The following is a 17,151-nucleotide window of genomic DNA, read 5'->3' as shown; positions in this document are numbered from 1 at the left end:
GGTAATGAAAGAGGAAGCTAATATGAAACGCTTACTGATGCAACTAAGCTATGCAATGACAGTATGCTTACTATTTATGCTAAGCCCTGTCTTCGCAGCAACAGATAATACTATTACAGAAGCTGAGATCGACCAAATGTTAGCGCCTATTGCGCTCTACCCTGACACTGTGCTCACTCATATACTGATAGCTTCTACCTACCCATTAGAGGTTGTTCAAGCCGATCGTTGGGCTAAGCGTAATAAAAAACTTAACAGTCAACAAGCCATAGATGCTGTTGAAGGTGAGGATTGGGATCCTAGTGTTAAAGCGTTAATCGCTTTCCCTCAAATACTCAGCCGTTTAAGTGATGATTTAACTTGGACTGAAAAGCTAGGTGAGGCCTTTTTACAAGACGAAACGCAAGTATTATCACGGGTTCAGTACTTAAGACACCAAGCTGATCAGCAAGGCAATTTAAATGATACTAAACATGTTCAGATAGAACGTGATCGCGATATTATTATTATTGAACCTGCACGAAAAGAAGTCATTTATGTGCCAGTGTATGATACCCGCGTGGTTTACGGTCACTGGGGATGGCCTAGTCATCCACCTGTTTATTGGCATAATGTTGATAACCACTATAGTAATAGCGCATTTTATTGGGGTGCAAGTGTTAATGTAAATCCTTGGTTTTACTTTGGTATCTTTGATTGGCATCACCGCCATATCATAGTTAACCATAGTTACTATTATACACCATTACGTTATTACCCAAGACGCCGTGTTCACTTTAGTAATAGCTCGCGCTGGTACCATAACCACTACCATCGTCGTGGCGTCCATTACAGTAGTGCCCGTTTAAACAAACGTTATAATGGCGGCTATGGCCCTAAACAGTCAACTCGTGAATATAAAGGCCAACCTAATAAGTACAACCCTAATGGTCAAAATGTAAAACGTAGCAATACTCGGGAAATACATCCCGTTCGACAACGTCGTAACGCTGGGGATGTCATTATTCCTAAACGTAACGAACAAGGCACTAAGCCGGTAATTAGTCGTCAAGATCCGGCATCGTTTCGTGAATTACGAGCTGAACGCGAAAAAATGAGACCCGTAGATAGAACCCTGCCGGTTGATAGATTACCGCAACAGCTAAGAAAACATGACGATAAGCCGATTACCATAAGACGTGAACGCCCTAGCCAAACGGTAATGCCGCATCCGAAAGAAACTCGTCAGCGGACCGTTGTTAGGCAACAGCGCGCCCAGACAACTATAAGCGCTCCCGTTCGCCAACAAGCAATAGCAAGGCCAGCGCCACAAACTCGCTCTGTGCCTGAACGTACTATATCTAGAGCCATTAGTCGTGAAGCTCGACCGGCTGTACAGCGGCAAACCGTCACAACACGACAACGCAGTATCGACTAGCAATTAGCGTTAATATCAGCTCTAACTAGCCTAACTCCAAATATTAAGGCTAAGATTAAGACTAAAGGCGACTGCACAGCAGTTGCCTTTTTGTTTAAATTAGGCTCAGATATTATTATTAATCTCCTGCAAGGGCACCGCCATGACAGACTCTACAAAACTAAATTGGCAACATTTATTAAAGTCTGGTGATCGCATTTTTTTAGGTTCACATGCTGCTGCCCCCACCGCGCTGGTTAATGATCTAATTAAAAATGCTAAACAGCTACATGATATTGAAATTGTTCAAGTTGCCATCTTGGCTGATAACACTTGGGCAAAGCCCGAGCATCAGCAGTTATTTAAAGTAAATGCTTTTTTTATTTATGGCGATACGGTTCGTCAAGCCATTGCCCAAGGCCGAGCTGATTATACCCCTTGCTTTATGTCTGGGATCCCAGCACTATTTAGTGATGACATTCTGCCTTTAGATGCCGCCTTAATTATGGTTAGCCCAGCCGATGAACACGGCTATCATTCGCTTGGTGTCTCAGTCGATGTTGTCTCCGCCGCGGCTAAGGCTGCTAAAAAAGTGATAGCGCAAGTTAACCCTGCTATGCCTGTTACTTATGGCCAAGCTTTTATTCATCGTGATCAAATAGACGCTTTTTATTATGCCGAGCAAGCCTTACCTGAAATATCTCAGCCGGCTTTAGATACCGTTACTGAACGTATTGGCCAATATGTATCCTTATTAGTTGAAGATGGTGCGACAATCCAAATTGGTGTCGGTAAGGTCTGTGATGCCGTACTACGGTATTTAAGTAATCATAAAGATTTAGGTGTCCATAGTGAGCTTATCACCGATGGCATTCTTGAGCTTATTAAAAAAGGCGTGATTAATAATCGCAAAAAAACCTTCCATCAAGGCAAAACAGTCACTAGCTTTTGTATAGGCACTCAAGATCTGTACGATTATATTCATGCTAATCCCCACTTTGGCTTTTACCCCAGCGAGTATGTAAATTCACCCACGAATATCGCGAGAAACGATAAAATGATTTCAATTAATAGCGCCATTGAAGTCGATCTTACCGGCCAAATAGTGTCTGACTCACTAGGCCATTTATTTTATAGCGGTATTGGTGGTCAAGTTGACTTTAGCCGTGGCGCCTCAATGAGCCAAGGGGGTAAACCTATTATTGCCCTACCCTCAACAGCGAAAAATGGCACGGTTTCGCGCATAGTCCCCGTTATTTCTGAAGGTGCGGGTGTCGTCACCTCTCGCGGCCATGTTCACTATGTTGTCACCGAATTTGGCGTAGCTTCGCTGCGCGGTAAAAGTATACGTGAACGCTCTTTAGAATTAATCCGCGTCGCTCACCCTAAGTTTAGAGAGCAACTATTAGAGCAAGTGCGGGCCCATTATTGGGTGCCACATTATCAATTACATCCGCCAATGGAAGTGCCAGAGTTAGGCAGCGTTGGCTTTAAAAAACTCGATATTAACGGCGAAGAATTTGACTTAAGACCATTAAATCCGTCTGATGAGCGGCGTTTACAAGAGTTTTTTTACTCTCATACTAAAGAAACCCTACAACTACGCTATAGCGCTATTCCTACCCAAATGAGCCGAGAAAAATCCTGTACCTTAGTAGGGGTAGATCAATCTAGAGATCTGGCTTTGTGTATCGTTAAACAAAAAGGATCAGCGGTACAAATTCAAGCCGTTGGTCGTTACTATTTATTTAATAACAATACCGGCTGTGAAGTTGCCTTTGTCACTCGAGAAAAACATCAAGGTAAAGGCATGGCAAAATTACTGCTACGAGAAATGATTAGCATTGCTCAACAGCGTGGCTTAAGCAGTATGTCTGCTTTTGTGCGTGCCGAGAATAAAGCCATGTTAACCGTTTTTCAAAAAGCCGGTTTTAGCCGTTTGCCCTCTGATGATCCGGCAGAAATTAATTTGCAGCTGCGCCTGCCTATAACCCAGACTAGCCAGGAGTAATTATGGCCATTACCCTTTTTAGCCATAGCAGTTGCAGCTTACACTCTGCTGGCGATCACCATCCCGAGCGCCCAGCTCGACTAAGTGAAATAAACGATCAACTTATTCGCTCTGGTATGGAGTTTATTATTCAACAGCGTGATGCCAGCCCTGCTAGCAAAGAGGATTTATATCGAGTTCATGATAAACAGCTGGTTGATAGCCTATTTAACCTAGCGCCAAGCTCTGGCTATGTTCAGATTGATCCTGACACTCACATAAACCGCCACAGTATAAATGCCGCCTTACACGCTGCAGGTGCAGCTATTAATGCTGTAGATACGGTTATGGCTAGCACCAACCAACAAGCATTTTGTGCTATTCGGCCACCGGGACATCACGCAACACGCAGCCAAGCCATGGGCTTTTGTTTATTTAATAATATTGCGGTTGCAGCCGCTTATGCCATAGAGAAATATGGCTTAACACGCGTTGCTATTGTTGATTTTGATGTGCATCATGGCAATGGCACTGAAGATATTTTTCAGCACGACCCTAGAGTGTTGCTCTGCTCAAGCTACCAGGCGCAACTTTATCCTTATCCAAAACCACAACAAAATTCTGATTTACCACAATCTTGTATTAAAATTGCCCTACCCGCCGGTTGTCGCTCTGCTACTTGGCAACAAGAGTTGCACCAACAACTACTCCCTGCGCTAGATGCCTTTGCGCCAGAGCTTATTCTGATTTCGGCCGGTTTCGATGGCCATGCTGAAGACGAAATCTCGCAGTTATTATTAACCGAAGCCGATTTTGCTTGGCTAACTGCCGAAATTAAAACCCTTGCGGCTAAACATTGTGATGGCCGCATAGTTTCAACCCTAGAGGGCGGCTATGCCCTTAGTGCATTAGGCCGCAGCGTAGTGGCTCATTTAAAGGCCATGCTATAGCTATGCTATAACTGAGGTTTAGTTACGCTATAAAAAACCGCCTGTTATCACTAACAGGCGGTTTTTTATTACAACACGATAAGCTTAATTAAACTAAGATTAGCCTAACCATACTCGTGCATTGCGGAACATTCGCATCCATGGGCTATCTTCTTGCCAACCGTCAGGCTGCCAAGAGTTTGCCACTGCACGGAATACTCGCTCTGGATGCGGCATCATAATTGTTGAACGACCATCAGCAGAGGTTAAGGCTGTAATACCTGCAGCCGAACCATTTGGATTCAATGGGTATTGCTCCGTTACTTGGCCATAGTTATCAACAAAGCGCATTGCCACTGTGCCACTTTGATCTGCTTTAGCAAAAGCGGCTTTATCTGCAAACTCAGCATGGCCTTCACCATGTGATACAGCAATTGGCATCCGTGAACCTTGCATGCCAGCAAAGAATAAAGACGGGTTTTGCTGAATTTCAACTAAGCTAACACGGGCTTCAAAACGCTCAGACTTATTGCGGACAAAATGCGGCCATAAGTCTGCACCTGGGATCAAATCTTTTAGATTCGACATCATTTGACAGCCGTTACATACCCCTAACGAGAAGGTGCTATCACGGTTGAAGAAATCGCTAAACTGCTGGCGAGCTTGTGAGTTAAACAGAATAGATTTAGCCCAACCTTCACCGGCACCAAGTACGTCACCGTAAGAGAAGCCACCACAGGCAACTAAACCATTAAAGTCACTTAATTTCGCTCTGCCAGCTAGAATATCACTCATATGAACATCAATAGCACTAAAACCTGCACGATTAAAGGCCGCAGCCATTTCAACATGCGAGTTAACACCTTGCTCACGCAAGATAGCTATCTTAGGTGCCGCGCCTTTTAAGATATAAGGTGCAGCAACATCTTCATTTAAGTCAAAGCTTAGTTTTACATTTAAGCCTGGATCCGTTTTATCCGCTTTAGCAGCAAATTCTTGTTTAGCGGTTTCAGGGTTATCACGCAATGCCTGCATTTGATAGCTAGTTTCCGCCCAAATGCAACGTAAACGGGTACGGCTTTCACTGTAGACATTTTGCTGTTGACGGTTAATATTCAGCACATCACTGTCGTTTACTGTACCTAAAACATGGCTCAACTCAGCTAAATTATGCTGTGCTAATACTTGTTGTACATAGGCTAGCTCAGCATCTGAAACTTGAATAACCGCACCTAGCTCTTCGCTAAATAACACAGCCAAATCGTCAGCACCTAAAGCGTCTATATCAACATTAAAGCCTGCTTTACCCGCAAAGGCCATTTCAGCCAAGGTAACAAATAAGCCACCGTCTGACCGATCATGGTACGCCAACAACTTCTGCTCTGTCGTTAATTGCTGGATAGCATGATAAAAGTTAATTAATAACTCAGGGCTGTCTAAATCGACCGGCGTTTGACCGAGCTGTTTATAAACTTGAGCTAAACAAGATGCGCCTAAACGATGTTGCCCCGCCCCTAAGTCTATTAATAACAGATGCGTTTTGCCTTTATCGGTACGTAATTGTGGTGTAACCGTTTTGCGAACATCTTCTACTCGTGCAAAGGCCGTAATCACTAATGATAATGGCGAGGTAACGGTTTTATCTTCACCCTCTTGCTGCCATTGTGTTTTCATTGACATGGAGTCTTTACCAACCGGAATAGTAACTTCCAAGGCTGGGCATAACTCTTCACCAATGGCTTTAACAGCAGCATATAAACCAGCATCTTCACCTGGGTGACCTGCTGCGGCCATCCAGTTTGCAGAGAGTTTAATACGCTTTAAAGTGCCAATATCAGTGGCGGCTATATTCGTAATCGCTTCGGCTACGGCTAAACGTGCTGAAGCGGCAAAGTCTAATAACGCAACAGGCGTACGTTCGCCCATCGACATAGCTTCACCGTGGTAAGTGTCATAACTTGCTGCTGTTACACCGCAGTTAGCTACCGGCACTTGCCAAGGGCCAACCATTTGATCGCGTGCCACTAAACCGGTTACTGAGCGATCACCAATGGTAATTAAAAACGATTTTTCAGCAATCGTCGGTAAGCGTAATAACCGCTCTGCCGCATCACTTACACTAACATCGGCTAAAGCTAATGGCTCACCAACAGTTTGAGCGCTAGCAACATCACGATGCATTTTCGGCGCCTTACCTAATAAAACATTTAGCGGTAAATCAATAGGTGTAGTACCAAAATGTTTATCTGTAAGGGTTAAATGTTGCTCTGAAGTCGCTTCACCTACAACAGCAAAAGGCGCGCGCTCACGTAAACATATTTTTTCAAAGACAGCCATTTTGTCAGCTGGGATCGCCATAACATAGCGCTCTTGCGACTCATTACACCAAATTTGCAGTGGCGACATGCCAGGCTCATCATTCGGTACATTGCGTAACTCAAAGTTACCGCCAACACCGCCATCGTTAACTAACTCAGGGAAGGCATTAGATAAACCACCGGCACCGACATCATGAATAAACACGATAGGGTTGTCTTTGCCCATTTGCCAGCAGCGATCGATAACTTCTTGGCAGCGCCGTTCAATCTCTGGATTTTCCCGTTGCACTGAGGCAAAGTCTAAATCTTCTGCCGACTCACCAGATGCCATAGAAGAAGCCGCACCGCCACCTAGGCCGATATTCATCGCAGGGCCACCTAAAACCACTAACTTAGAACCTGGCAGTAAATCGCCTTTTTGCACGTGGTCTTGGCGGATATTACCTAAACCACCCGCTAGCATAATTGGCTTATGATAACCACGCACTTCCTGGCCGTTATGGCTAAGAACTTGCTCTTCATAAGTACGGAAATAACCTAAAATATTTGGTCGACCAAACTCGTTATTAAAGGCTGCGCCACCTAGCGGTCCCTCTAACATAATATCTAAAGCAGATACGATACGCTCTGGCTTACCAAAGTCGGTTTCCCATGGTTGCTCGAACCCTGGAATACGTAAGTTAGATACTGAGAAACCCACTAAACCCGCTTTAGGCTTAGAGCCAATACCGGTTGCGCCTTCATCACGAATTTCACCGCCCGAGCCGGTTGCAGCCCCAGGATAAGGTGAAATAGCTGTCGGATGGTTATGCGTTTCTACTTTCATTAAAATATGAATTGGCTCATGATGATACTGATAATCATGACTTCCAGGCTGAGCAAAGAAGCGACCAGCTGTTGAACCTTCCATTACAGCGGCATTATCGCTATAGGCTGACAACACATAGTCTGGTGTTTGTTGATAAGTATTTTTAATCATTTTAAACAGCGATTTCGGCTGCTCAACACCATCAATAGTCCAGTCAGCATTGAAAATTTTATGTCGGCAGTGCTCAGAGTTAGCCTGGGCAAACATATATAATTCAATATCATTAGGGTTACGGCCTAACTTAGTGAAATTTTCATATAAATAATCAATTTCATCTTCAGCTAAAGCTAGCCCCATACTAGAGTTAGCATGAACTAAGGCATCACGGCTGCCGTCAATAATATTCACTGAGCTTAGTTCTGCTGGCTCGGCTTGTTGGAATAACGCCTCAGCCTGCTCTAACTGGCTAAATACAGTTTCCATCATTCGGTCATGCAATAAAGCAGCTAATAGTTGTAATTGTTCCGGCTCTAAAGGAGCAGTTGCACTGATATAATAGGCTATGCCACGCTCTAAGCGCTGCACTTGCTGTAAGCCGCAATTATGAGCAATATCGGTCGCTTTAGAGGACCAAGGCGAAATTGTCCCTGGTCTTGGTGTAACTAAAAGTAATTGACCTTGAGGTTCATGGCTGGCAATACTTGGGCCATAAGTCAGTAACTTATTAAGTGTTTGTTGCTCTTCAGCACTTAACGGCGCCGAAGTAGTAGCAAAGTGATAGTATTCAGCATATATATTGCTGATGGTTAAACCACTTTGAGCAGCTTGCTCAAGTAGTTTTTGGATTCTGAAATCAGACAGTGCTGGTGCACCACGCAGGATCAACATAGGCTTGTTTTCCGTTGGTTGAACGACGATGGAACCTAAAACAGGTGCGTCATTATAAAGAAAATTCTTCCGAAGTGGTATGAGTAAAAACTGACTGATGACCAGAAGTTTGTTATAACTGCGATCAGAACGCCCGAATAAGTGAGATTTCATGCAAAAAAGTAGCTTCTGGTTACTCTTATTAACCCTGTTAGTTGGCTGCTCTGCAGAGCAAAACTCTAGCCAACTGCAGCAAATTTATCAACGAGACAGCATTAAAGTCGGCATTCTACATGGTCCTACCAGCTATTATGTTGGTATTGATGGCCCGGTTGGCTTCGAATTAGAGCTCAGCCAAGCTTTAGCCGATCAACTCGGTGTTAAATTAGAATTATACCCAAGCTATCAATTAGATGATTTATTACAAAAGCTTGCCGAAGGAAAAGTAGACTATATTGCCGGTGGCTTAACCTTAACCGAGCAGCGTAAAGCCCAGTTTAGAGCAACGCCCGCTTATCGCTGGATAAATGAAGTATTAGTCTTTCGCCAAGGTGAAACTTGGCCACGGACCTTAGATGATTTAACCGCACCTATCGTAGTAGTGAAAGACAGTAGCCACTCTGAAACCCTACGTCAGTTGCAACAAGAACAGCCTGATTTAGCATGGCAAGAGGATAATCATTTAGATTCAGAAGAAATTTTACAGCAAGTTATTGACGGTGAAGTCGCTTATACCATTACTGACTCAAACCAATTAGCTCTCAACCGCCGTTTTTATCCTCAGTTAAGCATAGCCATGACGGTAAAAGATAATTTACCCGTAAGTTGGTTGCTATCAAACAGCACTGATGATTCATTCTTTGCCGTGTTAATCGAGTTTTTTGGTAATGTCTATCAAAGTGGCGCCTTAATTACCTTAGAAGATAAATATTTCGGTCATGTGCAAGATTTTGACTATGTAGATACCCTAGCCTATATCGATGCGATTGAGCAGGTGTTGCCACGTTTTAGGCCCTTATTTGAACAATATGCTGGTGAACTTGATTGGCGTCTATTAGCCGCACTTAGCTATCAAGAATCGCACTGGAACCCAGTGGCAAAAAGCCCAACAGGGGTTCGCGGTTTAATGATGCTAACCTTACCAACAGCAAAACAAATGGGCGTAACCAGCCGACTTGATCCTGAACAAAGCATACGTGGAGGTAGCCGTTACTTACATCGTTTATTTAGTCGCATACCTGAGCGTATTCCTATGCCAGATAGGTTATGGTTTGCTTTAGCTTCGTACAATATCGGCTGGGGCCATGTTGAAGATGCCCGTAAGTTAACTCAAGGCATGGGCGCAGATCCTGATAAATGGCTGGATGTGAAAGTGCAATTACCTTTACTGCGCCAACGTCGCCATTACCAACATACTCGCTATGGATATGCTCGTGGCGATGAAGCCGTAACCTATGTTGAAAACATACGTCGTTATTATGATACGTTACTCTGGGTTGATGAACGTCAACAGGCTGAGCTGCGAATAGAGCAGCAAAAAATTCGATTGAGTGAGCAACTCGATTCCGCTACATTGCCAGAGATAGAACCTGAGATTATTGAAAATTAATGGCAATAGCCAGATAGACATCGCATTGGAAGTATATGCAAACACGAAATAACAGCCGACTTAAAGTAAATCGCCGCCACCAATCTCATGTAGCGGCCAATAGGCGCAAAGTAAAACGCCACTTTGCGGTGGTTAAAAGCCATCAACGCCGTCGCCATTATTATGGCTTTATTCGCCAGCAGTCTGTTTTAGAAGCTTCTGCTGTTGACGAGCAGCCTTAATTTGCGCTCGACGGCGACGAAAAAACGCTGATAACTGCTCAGAGCAAGTTTCAGCTAACACGCCAGAGACAACCTCGAGCTGATGATTAAACTCGGGTTTTTGAACAATATTCAAAACGGATCCTGCAGCCCCTGTTTTTAAATCATGAGCACCAAAAACTAGACGTTTAATTCGACTATGCACCATAGCACCTGCACACATACTGCAAGGCTCTAGGGTGATATATAGTGTACAATCTATTAATCTATAATTATTTATAGCCTGAGCACCGGCACGTATCGCTTGCATTTCGGCATGGGCAGACGGATCCTGGTTGCTAATCATCTGATTCCACCCTTCAGCAATAAGCTGGTTATCTTTAACTAATACAGCACCCACAGGCACTTCACCTTGCGCTTCTGCTTTAGCGGCTAAGGCTATTGCATGTTGCATCCAATCTTCATCGGTCATAATGGCTTACAATTTATGGCTAGACGTGAGATTAAGTTTACCACTATATTTTAGTGAAACTGGCTAAATTATTGTTTAAATGCACTAACCCAAGCACAGCAATAGACATAAGCTACTGATTAATAATAAATTAAAAATTGGCATTAGCTTTGCAACATCATCTGTAAACATTAATATAATAATATTTTAGGCTGCTGCAAAACCTGTAGCAGTACTTTTCTAAGTTTAAGGAGAAAACAACATGGGTCCATTTGAAATCGCTGCTATCGCTATTATTGGTGGCTTAGCTTATTCAGCTTACGAAGTGCACAGCAAAAATAAACATAGAACAAGTAACAAAGACATAGATGAATTAAGAGTGGAATTAAATAGCGTAAAACAACGCGTTGCCACTTTAGAGAGTATTGTGACTGATAAATCTTATCAGCTTAAAGAGCAAATTGACCGTTTAAAGTAACGCTGTCTCATAGCGCCAGTATGGCAGTTATATCCTGTTATGATACACTGCCGATAATTGCGACTTGGAGCTATATATGTCAATAGAATCTTTGGTTTCCCGTGCCCGCACGGTTTGTCAAAATAATGGAGCCCGTTTTACTTCCATTAGAGAAAAAGTATTTCGCTTATTAGCCCAAGTTGATGGCGGTATTGGCGCTTATGAGTTGCTTGAGCAGCTTAAACAAACAGAGCCAGCCGCTAAGCCTGCCACCGTTTATAGAGCCTTAGAGTTTCTTACCGAGCAAGGTTTTATCCATAAAATAGAATCGAGTAATGCGTTTTTACTTTGTCATCACTTTGATGAACACCATCCTGCGCAACTTTTAGTCTGTGATACTTGTGGCAATGTTCATGAGCTACATTCTGACGTATTACAACAAGAGTTTGATCAACAAGCTAAAAACCTTGGCTTTACTATCTCTCATCAAACTATTGAAGCCCATGGTGTTTGTAATAAGTGTAGTAAGAAAACAAATTAAAATAAGCTTTAACTTGTACCTACAAATTGCTATTTTAAGTTTATAATCGTTGTTAGAGCAGTCTCTCGATAGGTTTAGATATGAATGTAGAGTTTATTAATCCTTTTCTTACTTCCTTAGTTAATGTACTTGGCACTATGGCTAATACTAAAATTACACCCGGTAAACCACGGATTAAGAAAGATGAAATCGCACGTGGTGATGTATCGGGATTAATTGGCATGATTAGCCCACAAACTAAAGGTTCATTTTCTATTACTTTTGAAGCCCCCTTAGCCATCGAGTTAATGTTTAGAATGCTAGGCGAAAGGCCAAAGGGTATTGATGCTGATGTAACTGATATGGTGGGTGAAATTACCAATATGGTTACCGGCGGTGCTAAACGTATTCTAGCCGATAAAGGTTATGACTTTACTATGGCCACACCTGTTGTGGTTTCAGGTAAAGATCATACTATTTCTCATAAATCTGAAGGGGCGAAAATTTTAATGCCTTTCGATTCAGACTTTGGCAAAGTGCACATTGAAGTCAGCTTCGATAAATAAGCGTGCTTAGTGTTATTAGCGCTTAAATATCAGGCTGATTACTATAACTAAATTGCACTCGGCTGCTTATATTGCAAAGTAATTCATAAGGAATGGTATCCACCTTTTCGGCTAATAGCTCAACAGGTAAATTTTCACCCCAAAAAATAACCTCATCGCCCACGCAAATTGCAGCAGCACCGATATCGACAGTTATCATATCCATGGAAACACGGCCAACAATGGCAAAACGCTGGCCATTAATTAACACTTCACCTTTATTACTAGCCGCTCTTGGGTAGCCATCACCGTAGCCCATAGCCACCACAGCTAAACGCGTGGCCCTTTTAGCTTGCCAACTGCTACCATAGCCAACCGCTTCACCCTGTGCCAAGTCACGTACAGCGATAACACTACTTACTAAGGTCATAACAGGTATTAAACCATGATCGCGCCCTGTGCGTCCTTGCATAGGTGATACGCCATATAACAATAAGCCCGGTCGAACCCAATCGGCATGAGTAACTGGCCAATTAAGTATTGCACCAGAATTAGCCAGTGAATGCTCGGCACTAATATCGCCAGTAATTGTTTGAAATAACGAGAACTGATTTACAGTTGCTACGCTTGATACATCATCAGAGCTTGAAAAATGCGTTATTATGCGCATTGGCCCTTGCACATTCTCACTGGCCATTAAGCGTTGGTAAATGCTAGCAAACTCATTGGGCATTATACCTAAGCGATGCATACCAGTATCAATTTTCAACCACACCCGCACCGGAGCATCAAGTTTGGCAGCTAATAGCTCATCTACTTGGGCACTGTGGTGAATAACTACTTGTAAATTAGAAGCCACAACCTGCTCTAGCTCATCAACATGAAAAAAGCCTTCTAGCAATACGATAGGCTTAACCACGCCGCCGCCACGTAAGGCTAACGCTTCATCAATACGTGCCACGCCAAAGGCATCAACTTGTTTTAACGCTGAAGCAACTGCCAGCATGCCATGGCCATAAGCATTAGCTTTTAAAACCGCTAATACTTTGCTATTAGGAGCAAGTTGTTTGATCTGTAAATAATTATGCTCTAAAGCTTGTAAATTAATAAGCGCCTGAGGACGACGATTCATTAATATTCATCCTCAAAACGACTACTGCCGGCGTAATTATCAAACCGCGAAAAACGACCATGGAAGGTTAAACGCGTGCGACCGATTGGGCCATTCCGTTGCTTACCTATTATAATTTCTGCAGTACCTTTATCGGGGCTATCGTCGTTATATACTTCGTCGCGATAGATAAACATAATTAAATCGGCATCTTGCTCTATTGAACCCGACTCACGTAAGTCAGAGTTAACCGGTCTTTTATCAGAACGTTGCTCTAATGAACGGTTTAACTGTGATAAGGCAACAACTGGCACTTTTAATTCTTTAGCTAAGGCTTTTAATGAGCGAGAAATTTCAGCAATTTCTAAGGTTCTATTTTCACTTAACCCCGGCACTGTCATTAGCTGTAAGTAATCGACCATTATCATGCTTAAGCCACCATGCTCACGGGCGACACGACGAGCACGTGAACGCACCTCAGTCGGTGTTAAGCCCGAGGCATCATCGATATACATTTTGCCCTTGCTATTTAAGAGCTCAATTGCCGATGACAGCCTTGCCCAATCTTCATCTTCTAATTGACCAGTGCGTACTTTGGTTTGATCTATGCGGCCTAATGACGCCAAAATACGCATCATAATTTGTTCAGAAGGCATCTCTAAACTAAAAATCAATACCGGTTTTTCGCTAGTAATAGCCGCGTGTTCGCATAAGTTCATCGCAAAGGTGGTTTTACCCATTGATGGCCGAGCCGCAACAATAATTAAATCAGAGGGCTGTAAACCATTGGTCATTTTATCTAGATCAACATAACCGGTAGAGACCCCAGTTAAGCCACCTTCACTAGGGTTGCGAAATAATTCATCAATTTTATCAATGGTTTTGGCTAAAATGCTATTAATTGGCTCTGGGCCTTCATTAGCATCGGCGCGCTGCTCGGCAATTTTAAACACTTTGGTTTCAGCAAAATCGAGCAACTCCGCACTATTGCGACCTTGCGGATCATAGCCAGCATCAGCAATATCATGCGCAACAGAGATCATATCTCTGACCACTGCCCGCTCACGTACTATTACCGCATAGGCTAGAATATTAGCTGCACTAGGGGTGTTTTTAGCAATTTCACCTAAATAGGCAAAACCACCGACATCTTCTAGCTTTTGGTTAGCTTCTAAAGATTCTGACACCGTAATAATATCAATCGGCTGATTAGCTTCGGCTAACTGCGACATAGCGCTAAAGATAAAGCGATGTGCGCGTAGATAAAAATCTTGCTCAACAACTTTTTCAGCAACTCTATCCCAAGCTTCATTGTCTAGCATTAAGCCGCCAAGAACTGACTGCTCAGCTTCAATAGAATGGGGCGGCATTTTAACCGCTGCGACTTGTTTATCTTTTGAACTACTCATATCACCTGGATCAGTTGGCATTAGACAGCATAATGCTACCTTGCTAAGCGCAGAATAAGAAGTAAAGAGAGGAATATTTTTGTAAAGAATCTAACAGGAGAGAAGCGCACTGCAATTGCAGTGCGCTTTAAAGCTTTTACGCTTCAGCAATAACAACTAATTTAATAGTCGCTGTTACTTCTGCGTGTAACTGAACGTCGATTTCGAACTCGCCAGTTTCACGTAAAGTACCGTGAGGTAACTTAACTTCAGCTTTAGTAACGCTTACACCAGCATCAGTGATTGCTTGAGCAATATCACGAGTACCGATAGAACCGAACAACTTACCTTCATCACCAGCTTTAGAAGCGATAGTCACTTCAGCTAATTCAGTTAATTTAGTTGCACGTGCGTTAGCAGCGTCTAAATCAGCAGCTAATTTAGCTTCTAATTCAGCGCGACGCTGTTCGAATTTCTCAGTGTTGGCTTTAGTTGCTGGAACTGCTTTTCCTTGTGGGAATAAGAAGTTACGAGCATAACCTGACTTAACCGCTACGTTATCACCTAGGCTACCTAGATTAGCGACTTTGTCTAACAGAATAATTTGCATTGCTTATACCCCTTTCGTATTAACTGTGTGAGTCGCTGTAAGGCAGTAAAGCCAAGTAGCGAGCACGTTTGATAGCGCGAGCTAATTGACGCTGATACTTAGCGCTGGTGCCAGTAATACGACTAGGTACGATCTTGCCACTTTCTGTAACATAGTTTTTCAGAACAGCGGTATCTTTGTAATCAATCTCTACAGTGCCTTCTGCAGTAAAACGGCAGAATTTACGGCGACGGAAAAAACGTGACATTTGTCTGTCTCCTAACTTATTTGTTCAATGCGTTGCGCGTGCAGAACCAATTTTGCTTGGCCACTGCGGCTTTGGTGTCGGCTTAAAAAGCCTGTCACTTTTAGCGTATCGCCCAACGTTAATTTTCGAGTTATCGGTTGAAATTCAGTGCCAGTAGCAACCACTTGTATCCGAACATAAACCTGCCTTTGTAAGCCGGCTTCTTGCTGCATACTGCGATGCTCTAATACCAGTACTGAATGCGGGATCCCCGCTGGACTTTCGCTGTGTTCCGGCTGGCGGCATAAGCTACCAACAAGCACGCTGCAATTATCCATAAACAACTATTACTCTTGGTTTGCTACCGGCTCGTCATTTTCACGAGGAGCGCGCTCACGACGTTCTTCACGAACCTTTGCCATTGGAGATGGCTCAACTACGGCTTCATTAGTGCGCATAATTAGGTTACGTAATACTGCGTCGTTATAGCGGAAGTTAGTTTCCAGCTCATCAATCACAGTTTGTGGAGCTTCCACGTTCATTAACACATAGTGTGCTTTATGTAACTTTTGGATTGGGTAAGCCAATTGACGACGGCCCCAATCTTCAAGACGGTGGATAGAACCACCCGCTTCAGTGATTGAGCCAGTGTAACGCTCAATCATGCCAGGTACTTGTTCACTCTGATCAGGGTGAACCATAAAAACGATTTCGTAATGACGCATTGTAGCTCCTTACGGTTAGTAAGCCTCAAAGAACTCGGCCTTGGTTCTCATAGAGGCAAGGAACGTTAGTGTATGGCCGAAGGTCGCATATAATACGGACTTAGTAGTTAAAAAACAAGCAGCATTTAACACAACAGCCTATTTGCACTAAGCAAAATAGGCTGTTGTCGATCATAGCGGTTTAATCTACTGATGTTGTTACAGATGTTGTTGCCGATAGTTGCGGTTACTAGGGTTATTTATTGTCGCTGACGCACGGCTTCAAATAAACAAATCCCTGCAGCTACCGACACATTGAGGCTTGATACACTGCCAAACATAGGTATTTTAACGAGGCTATCGCAGGTTTCACGGGTTAAACGGCGTAAGCCCTCACCTTCAGCACCTAACACTAAGGCTAGCGGCCCTTTTAAGTCAGCTTGATAGACTAATGTCTCCGTTTCACCGGCGGTGCCCACCACCCATAAACCAGCATCTTGTAATTGACGCAAGGTGCGAGCTAAGTTAGTCACAGTAATAAAAGGGACCGTTTCGGCAGCGCCACAAGCAACTTTGCGCACCACTGAGGTTAACTTAACTGAGCGGTCTTTTGGTGAAACTACGGCATGAACACCGGCAGCATCGGCACTGCGTAAAATAGCGCCTAAATTATGCGGATCTGTCACCCCATCTAAAATAAGAATAAAGGGTTTATCTTGGCTAGCAATAATTTGATCTAAGTCTGCTTCGGTTCCGGTACTTTGTGGCCGCGCTTTGGCAATTACGCCTTGATGCTGGCCTTTAACTAGGTCATCTAATGTTTTACGGTTACAAAATTGTACCGAGATCCCATTTTGTCGTGCCTGCTGAATAATAGGTTGAGTGCGCTTATCATCACGATCTTTCATTACAAAAAGCTCTAGCACGTCTTGTGGTGCACGTTGTAATATTGCTGTTACCGCGTGAATACCAAATACTACATCTGCACTCATTTATCACCTATTAAACTGTTTTTAATCATA

16 protein-coding genes are annotated in these 17,151 nt (G+C 43.3%); 7 read left to right on the top strand and 9 right to left on the bottom strand.

The window, feature by feature from the left end:
• Positions 1-22: 22 nt before the first annotated feature.
• From ACRCA4_RS05975 to ACRCA4_RS05965, 3 genes are all read left to right on the top strand, one after another.
• Complete coding sequence (locus ACRCA4_RS05975) at positions 23-1,417, top strand: DUF3300 domain-containing protein (RefSeq protein WP_433185558.1); 1,395 nt, start codon at positions 23-25, stop codon at positions 1,415-1,417.
• A gap of 142 nt (positions 1,418-1,559) precedes the next feature.
• Entirely contained in the window at positions 1,560-3,407 is a 1,848-nt protein-coding gene (locus ACRCA4_RS05970; RefSeq protein ID WP_433185555.1) for a GNAT family N-acetyltransferase, read from the top strand.
• Positions 3,408-3,409: 2 nt separating this feature from the next.
• Positions 3,410-4,336: a histone deacetylase family protein gene (locus tag ACRCA4_RS05965; protein ID WP_433185552.1), complete on the top strand. Its 927-nt coding sequence runs from the start codon at positions 3,410-3,412 to the stop codon at positions 4,334-4,336.
• Positions 4,337-4,435: 99 nt separating this feature from the next.
• On the opposite strand, the gene purL is transcribed toward ACRCA4_RS05965, so the two are convergent.
• Complete coding sequence (gene purL / locus ACRCA4_RS05960) at positions 4,436-8,329, bottom strand: phosphoribosylformylglycinamidine synthase (protein WP_433185550.1); 3,894 nt, start codon at positions 8,327-8,329, stop codon at positions 4,436-4,438.
• 151 nt (positions 8,330-8,480) lie between these two features.
• Between purL and mltF the strand changes: the two genes are divergently transcribed.
• Entirely contained in the window at positions 8,481-9,917 is a 1,437-nt protein-coding gene (gene mltF / locus ACRCA4_RS05955; RefSeq protein WP_433185548.1) for a membrane-bound lytic murein transglycosylase MltF, read from the top strand.
• Positions 9,918-10,085: 168 nt separating this feature from the next.
• Here the strand turns inward: mltF and tadA are convergent, their stop codons facing one another.
• Positions 10,086-10,589, bottom strand: coding sequence for a tRNA adenosine(34) deaminase TadA (gene tadA, locus ACRCA4_RS05950; protein ID WP_433185545.1), 504 nt, complete (start codon positions 10,587-10,589; stop codon positions 10,086-10,088).
• A 241-nt stretch (positions 10,590-10,830) separates the two neighbouring features.
• On the opposite strand from tadA, the gene ACRCA4_RS05945 reads away from it, so the two are divergent.
• The 3 genes from ACRCA4_RS05945 (at position 10,831) to ACRCA4_RS05935 (ending at position 12,111) form a co-directional block, all read left to right on the top strand.
• Positions 10,831-11,046 (top strand): hypothetical protein, encoded by a 216-nt coding sequence (locus ACRCA4_RS05945; RefSeq protein WP_433185542.1) that lies wholly within the window; start codon positions 10,831-10,833, stop codon positions 11,044-11,046.
• A gap of 76 nt (positions 11,047-11,122) precedes the next feature.
• Positions 11,123-11,566, top strand: a complete 444-nt coding sequence (locus ACRCA4_RS05940; protein WP_433185539.1) for a transcriptional repressor — start codon at positions 11,123-11,125, stop codon at positions 11,564-11,566.
• A gap of 80 nt (positions 11,567-11,646) precedes the next feature.
• Entirely contained in the window at positions 11,647-12,111 is a 465-nt protein-coding gene (locus tag ACRCA4_RS05935; RefSeq protein ID WP_433185536.1) for a chemotaxis protein CheX, read from the top strand.
• A gap of 22 nt (positions 12,112-12,133) precedes the next feature.
• Here the strand turns inward: ACRCA4_RS05935 and alr are convergent, their stop codons facing one another.
• The 7 genes from alr to rlmB form a co-directional block, all read right to left on the bottom strand.
• Positions 12,134-13,222, bottom strand: coding sequence for an alanine racemase (gene alr / locus ACRCA4_RS05930; RefSeq protein WP_433185533.1), 1,089 nt, complete (start codon positions 13,220-13,222; stop codon positions 12,134-12,136).
• On the bottom strand, positions 13,222-14,631 hold the full coding sequence (gene dnaB, locus ACRCA4_RS05925; protein ID WP_433185530.1) for a replicative DNA helicase: 1,410 nt from the start codon (positions 14,629-14,631) through the stop codon (positions 13,222-13,224). The genes alr and dnaB overlap by 1 nt, the downstream gene beginning before the upstream one ends.
• A gap of 115 nt (positions 14,632-14,746) precedes the next feature.
• On the bottom strand, positions 14,747-15,199 hold the full coding sequence (rplI, locus tag ACRCA4_RS05920; RefSeq protein ID WP_433185528.1) for a 50S ribosomal protein L9: 453 nt from the start codon (positions 15,197-15,199) through the stop codon (positions 14,747-14,749).
• A gap of 19 nt (positions 15,200-15,218) precedes the next feature.
• Positions 15,219-15,446 carry a 30S ribosomal protein S18 gene (rpsR, locus tag ACRCA4_RS05915; protein WP_070050292.1) on the bottom strand — a complete coding sequence of 76 codons (228 nt, stop codon included), beginning with the start codon at positions 15,444-15,446 and terminating at the stop codon, positions 15,219-15,221.
• Between the two features lie 11 nt (positions 15,447-15,457).
• Positions 15,458-15,763: a primosomal replication protein N gene (gene priB, locus ACRCA4_RS05910; RefSeq protein ID WP_433185523.1), complete on the bottom strand. Its 306-nt coding sequence runs from the start codon at positions 15,761-15,763 to the stop codon at positions 15,458-15,460.
• 9 nt (positions 15,764-15,772) lie between these two features.
• Positions 15,773-16,150: a 30S ribosomal protein S6 gene (gene rpsF, locus ACRCA4_RS05905; RefSeq protein ID WP_433185520.1), complete on the bottom strand. Its 378-nt coding sequence runs from the start codon at positions 16,148-16,150 to the stop codon at positions 15,773-15,775.
• Positions 16,151-16,389: 239 nt separating this feature from the next.
• Complete coding sequence (gene rlmB / locus ACRCA4_RS05900) at positions 16,390-17,121, bottom strand: 23S rRNA (guanosine(2251)-2'-O)-methyltransferase RlmB (protein ID WP_433185517.1); 732 nt, start codon at positions 17,119-17,121, stop codon at positions 16,390-16,392.
• Positions 17,122-17,151 lie beyond the last annotated feature (30 nt).

Source organism: Rheinheimera sp. WS51 (genome assembly GCF_050936095.1).
In the GTDB taxonomy this organism is placed as follows: domain Bacteria; phylum Pseudomonadota; class Gammaproteobacteria; order Enterobacterales; family Alteromonadaceae; genus Alishewanella.
The sequence above is the reverse complement of the archived record's forward strand: the minus strand, read 5'-3'. Positions and strand labels throughout refer to the sequence as shown.

What these genes read in the sequence shown, in the direction of transcription:
- ACRCA4_RS05975 (WP_433185558.1), top strand. Translation starts at nt 23, where the DNA reads ATGAAACGCTTACTGATGCAACTAAGCTATGCAATGACAGTATGCTTA.
- ACRCA4_RS05970 (WP_433185555.1), top strand. Translation starts at nt 1,560, where the DNA reads ATGACAGACTCTACAAAACTAAATTGGCAACATTTATTAAAGTCTGGT.
- ACRCA4_RS05965 (WP_433185552.1), top strand. Translation starts at nt 3,410, where the DNA reads ATGGCCATTACCCTTTTTAGCCATAGCAGTTGCAGCTTACACTCTGCT.
- purL (WP_433185550.1), bottom strand. Translation starts at nt 8,329, where the DNA reads ATGTTGATCCTGCGTGGTGCACCAGCACTGTCTGATTTCAGAATCCAA.
- mltF (WP_433185548.1), top strand. Translation starts at nt 8,481, where the DNA reads ATGCAAAAAAGTAGCTTCTGGTTACTCTTATTAACCCTGTTAGTTGGC.
- tadA (WP_433185545.1), bottom strand. Translation starts at nt 10,589, where the DNA reads ATGACCGATGAAGATTGGATGCAACATGCAATAGCCTTAGCCGCTAAA.
- ACRCA4_RS05945 (WP_433185542.1), top strand. Translation starts at nt 10,831, where the DNA reads ATGGGTCCATTTGAAATCGCTGCTATCGCTATTATTGGTGGCTTAGCT.
- ACRCA4_RS05940 (WP_433185539.1), top strand. Translation starts at nt 11,123, where the DNA reads ATGTCAATAGAATCTTTGGTTTCCCGTGCCCGCACGGTTTGTCAAAAT.
- ACRCA4_RS05935 (WP_433185536.1), top strand. Translation starts at nt 11,647, where the DNA reads ATGAATGTAGAGTTTATTAATCCTTTTCTTACTTCCTTAGTTAATGTA.
- alr (WP_433185533.1), bottom strand. Translation starts at nt 13,222, where the DNA reads ATGAATCGTCGTCCTCAGGCGCTTATTAATTTACAAGCTTTAGAGCAT.
- dnaB (WP_433185530.1), bottom strand. Translation starts at nt 14,631, where the DNA reads ATGCCAACTGATCCAGGTGATATGAGTAGTTCAAAAGATAAACAAGTC.
- rplI (WP_433185528.1), bottom strand. Translation starts at nt 15,199, where the DNA reads ATGCAAATTATTCTGTTAGACAAAGTCGCTAATCTAGGTAGCCTAGGT.
- rpsR (WP_070050292.1), bottom strand. Translation starts at nt 15,446, where the DNA reads ATGTCACGTTTTTTCCGTCGCCGTAAATTCTGCCGTTTTACTGCAGAA.
- priB (WP_433185523.1), bottom strand. Translation starts at nt 15,763, where the DNA reads ATGGATAATTGCAGCGTGCTTGTTGGTAGCTTATGCCGCCAGCCGGAA.
- rpsF (WP_433185520.1), bottom strand. Translation starts at nt 16,150, where the DNA reads ATGCGTCATTACGAAATCGTTTTTATGGTTCACCCTGATCAGAGTGAA.
- rlmB (WP_433185517.1), bottom strand. Translation starts at nt 17,121, where the DNA reads ATGAGTGCAGATGTAGTATTTGGTATTCACGCGGTAACAGCAATATTA.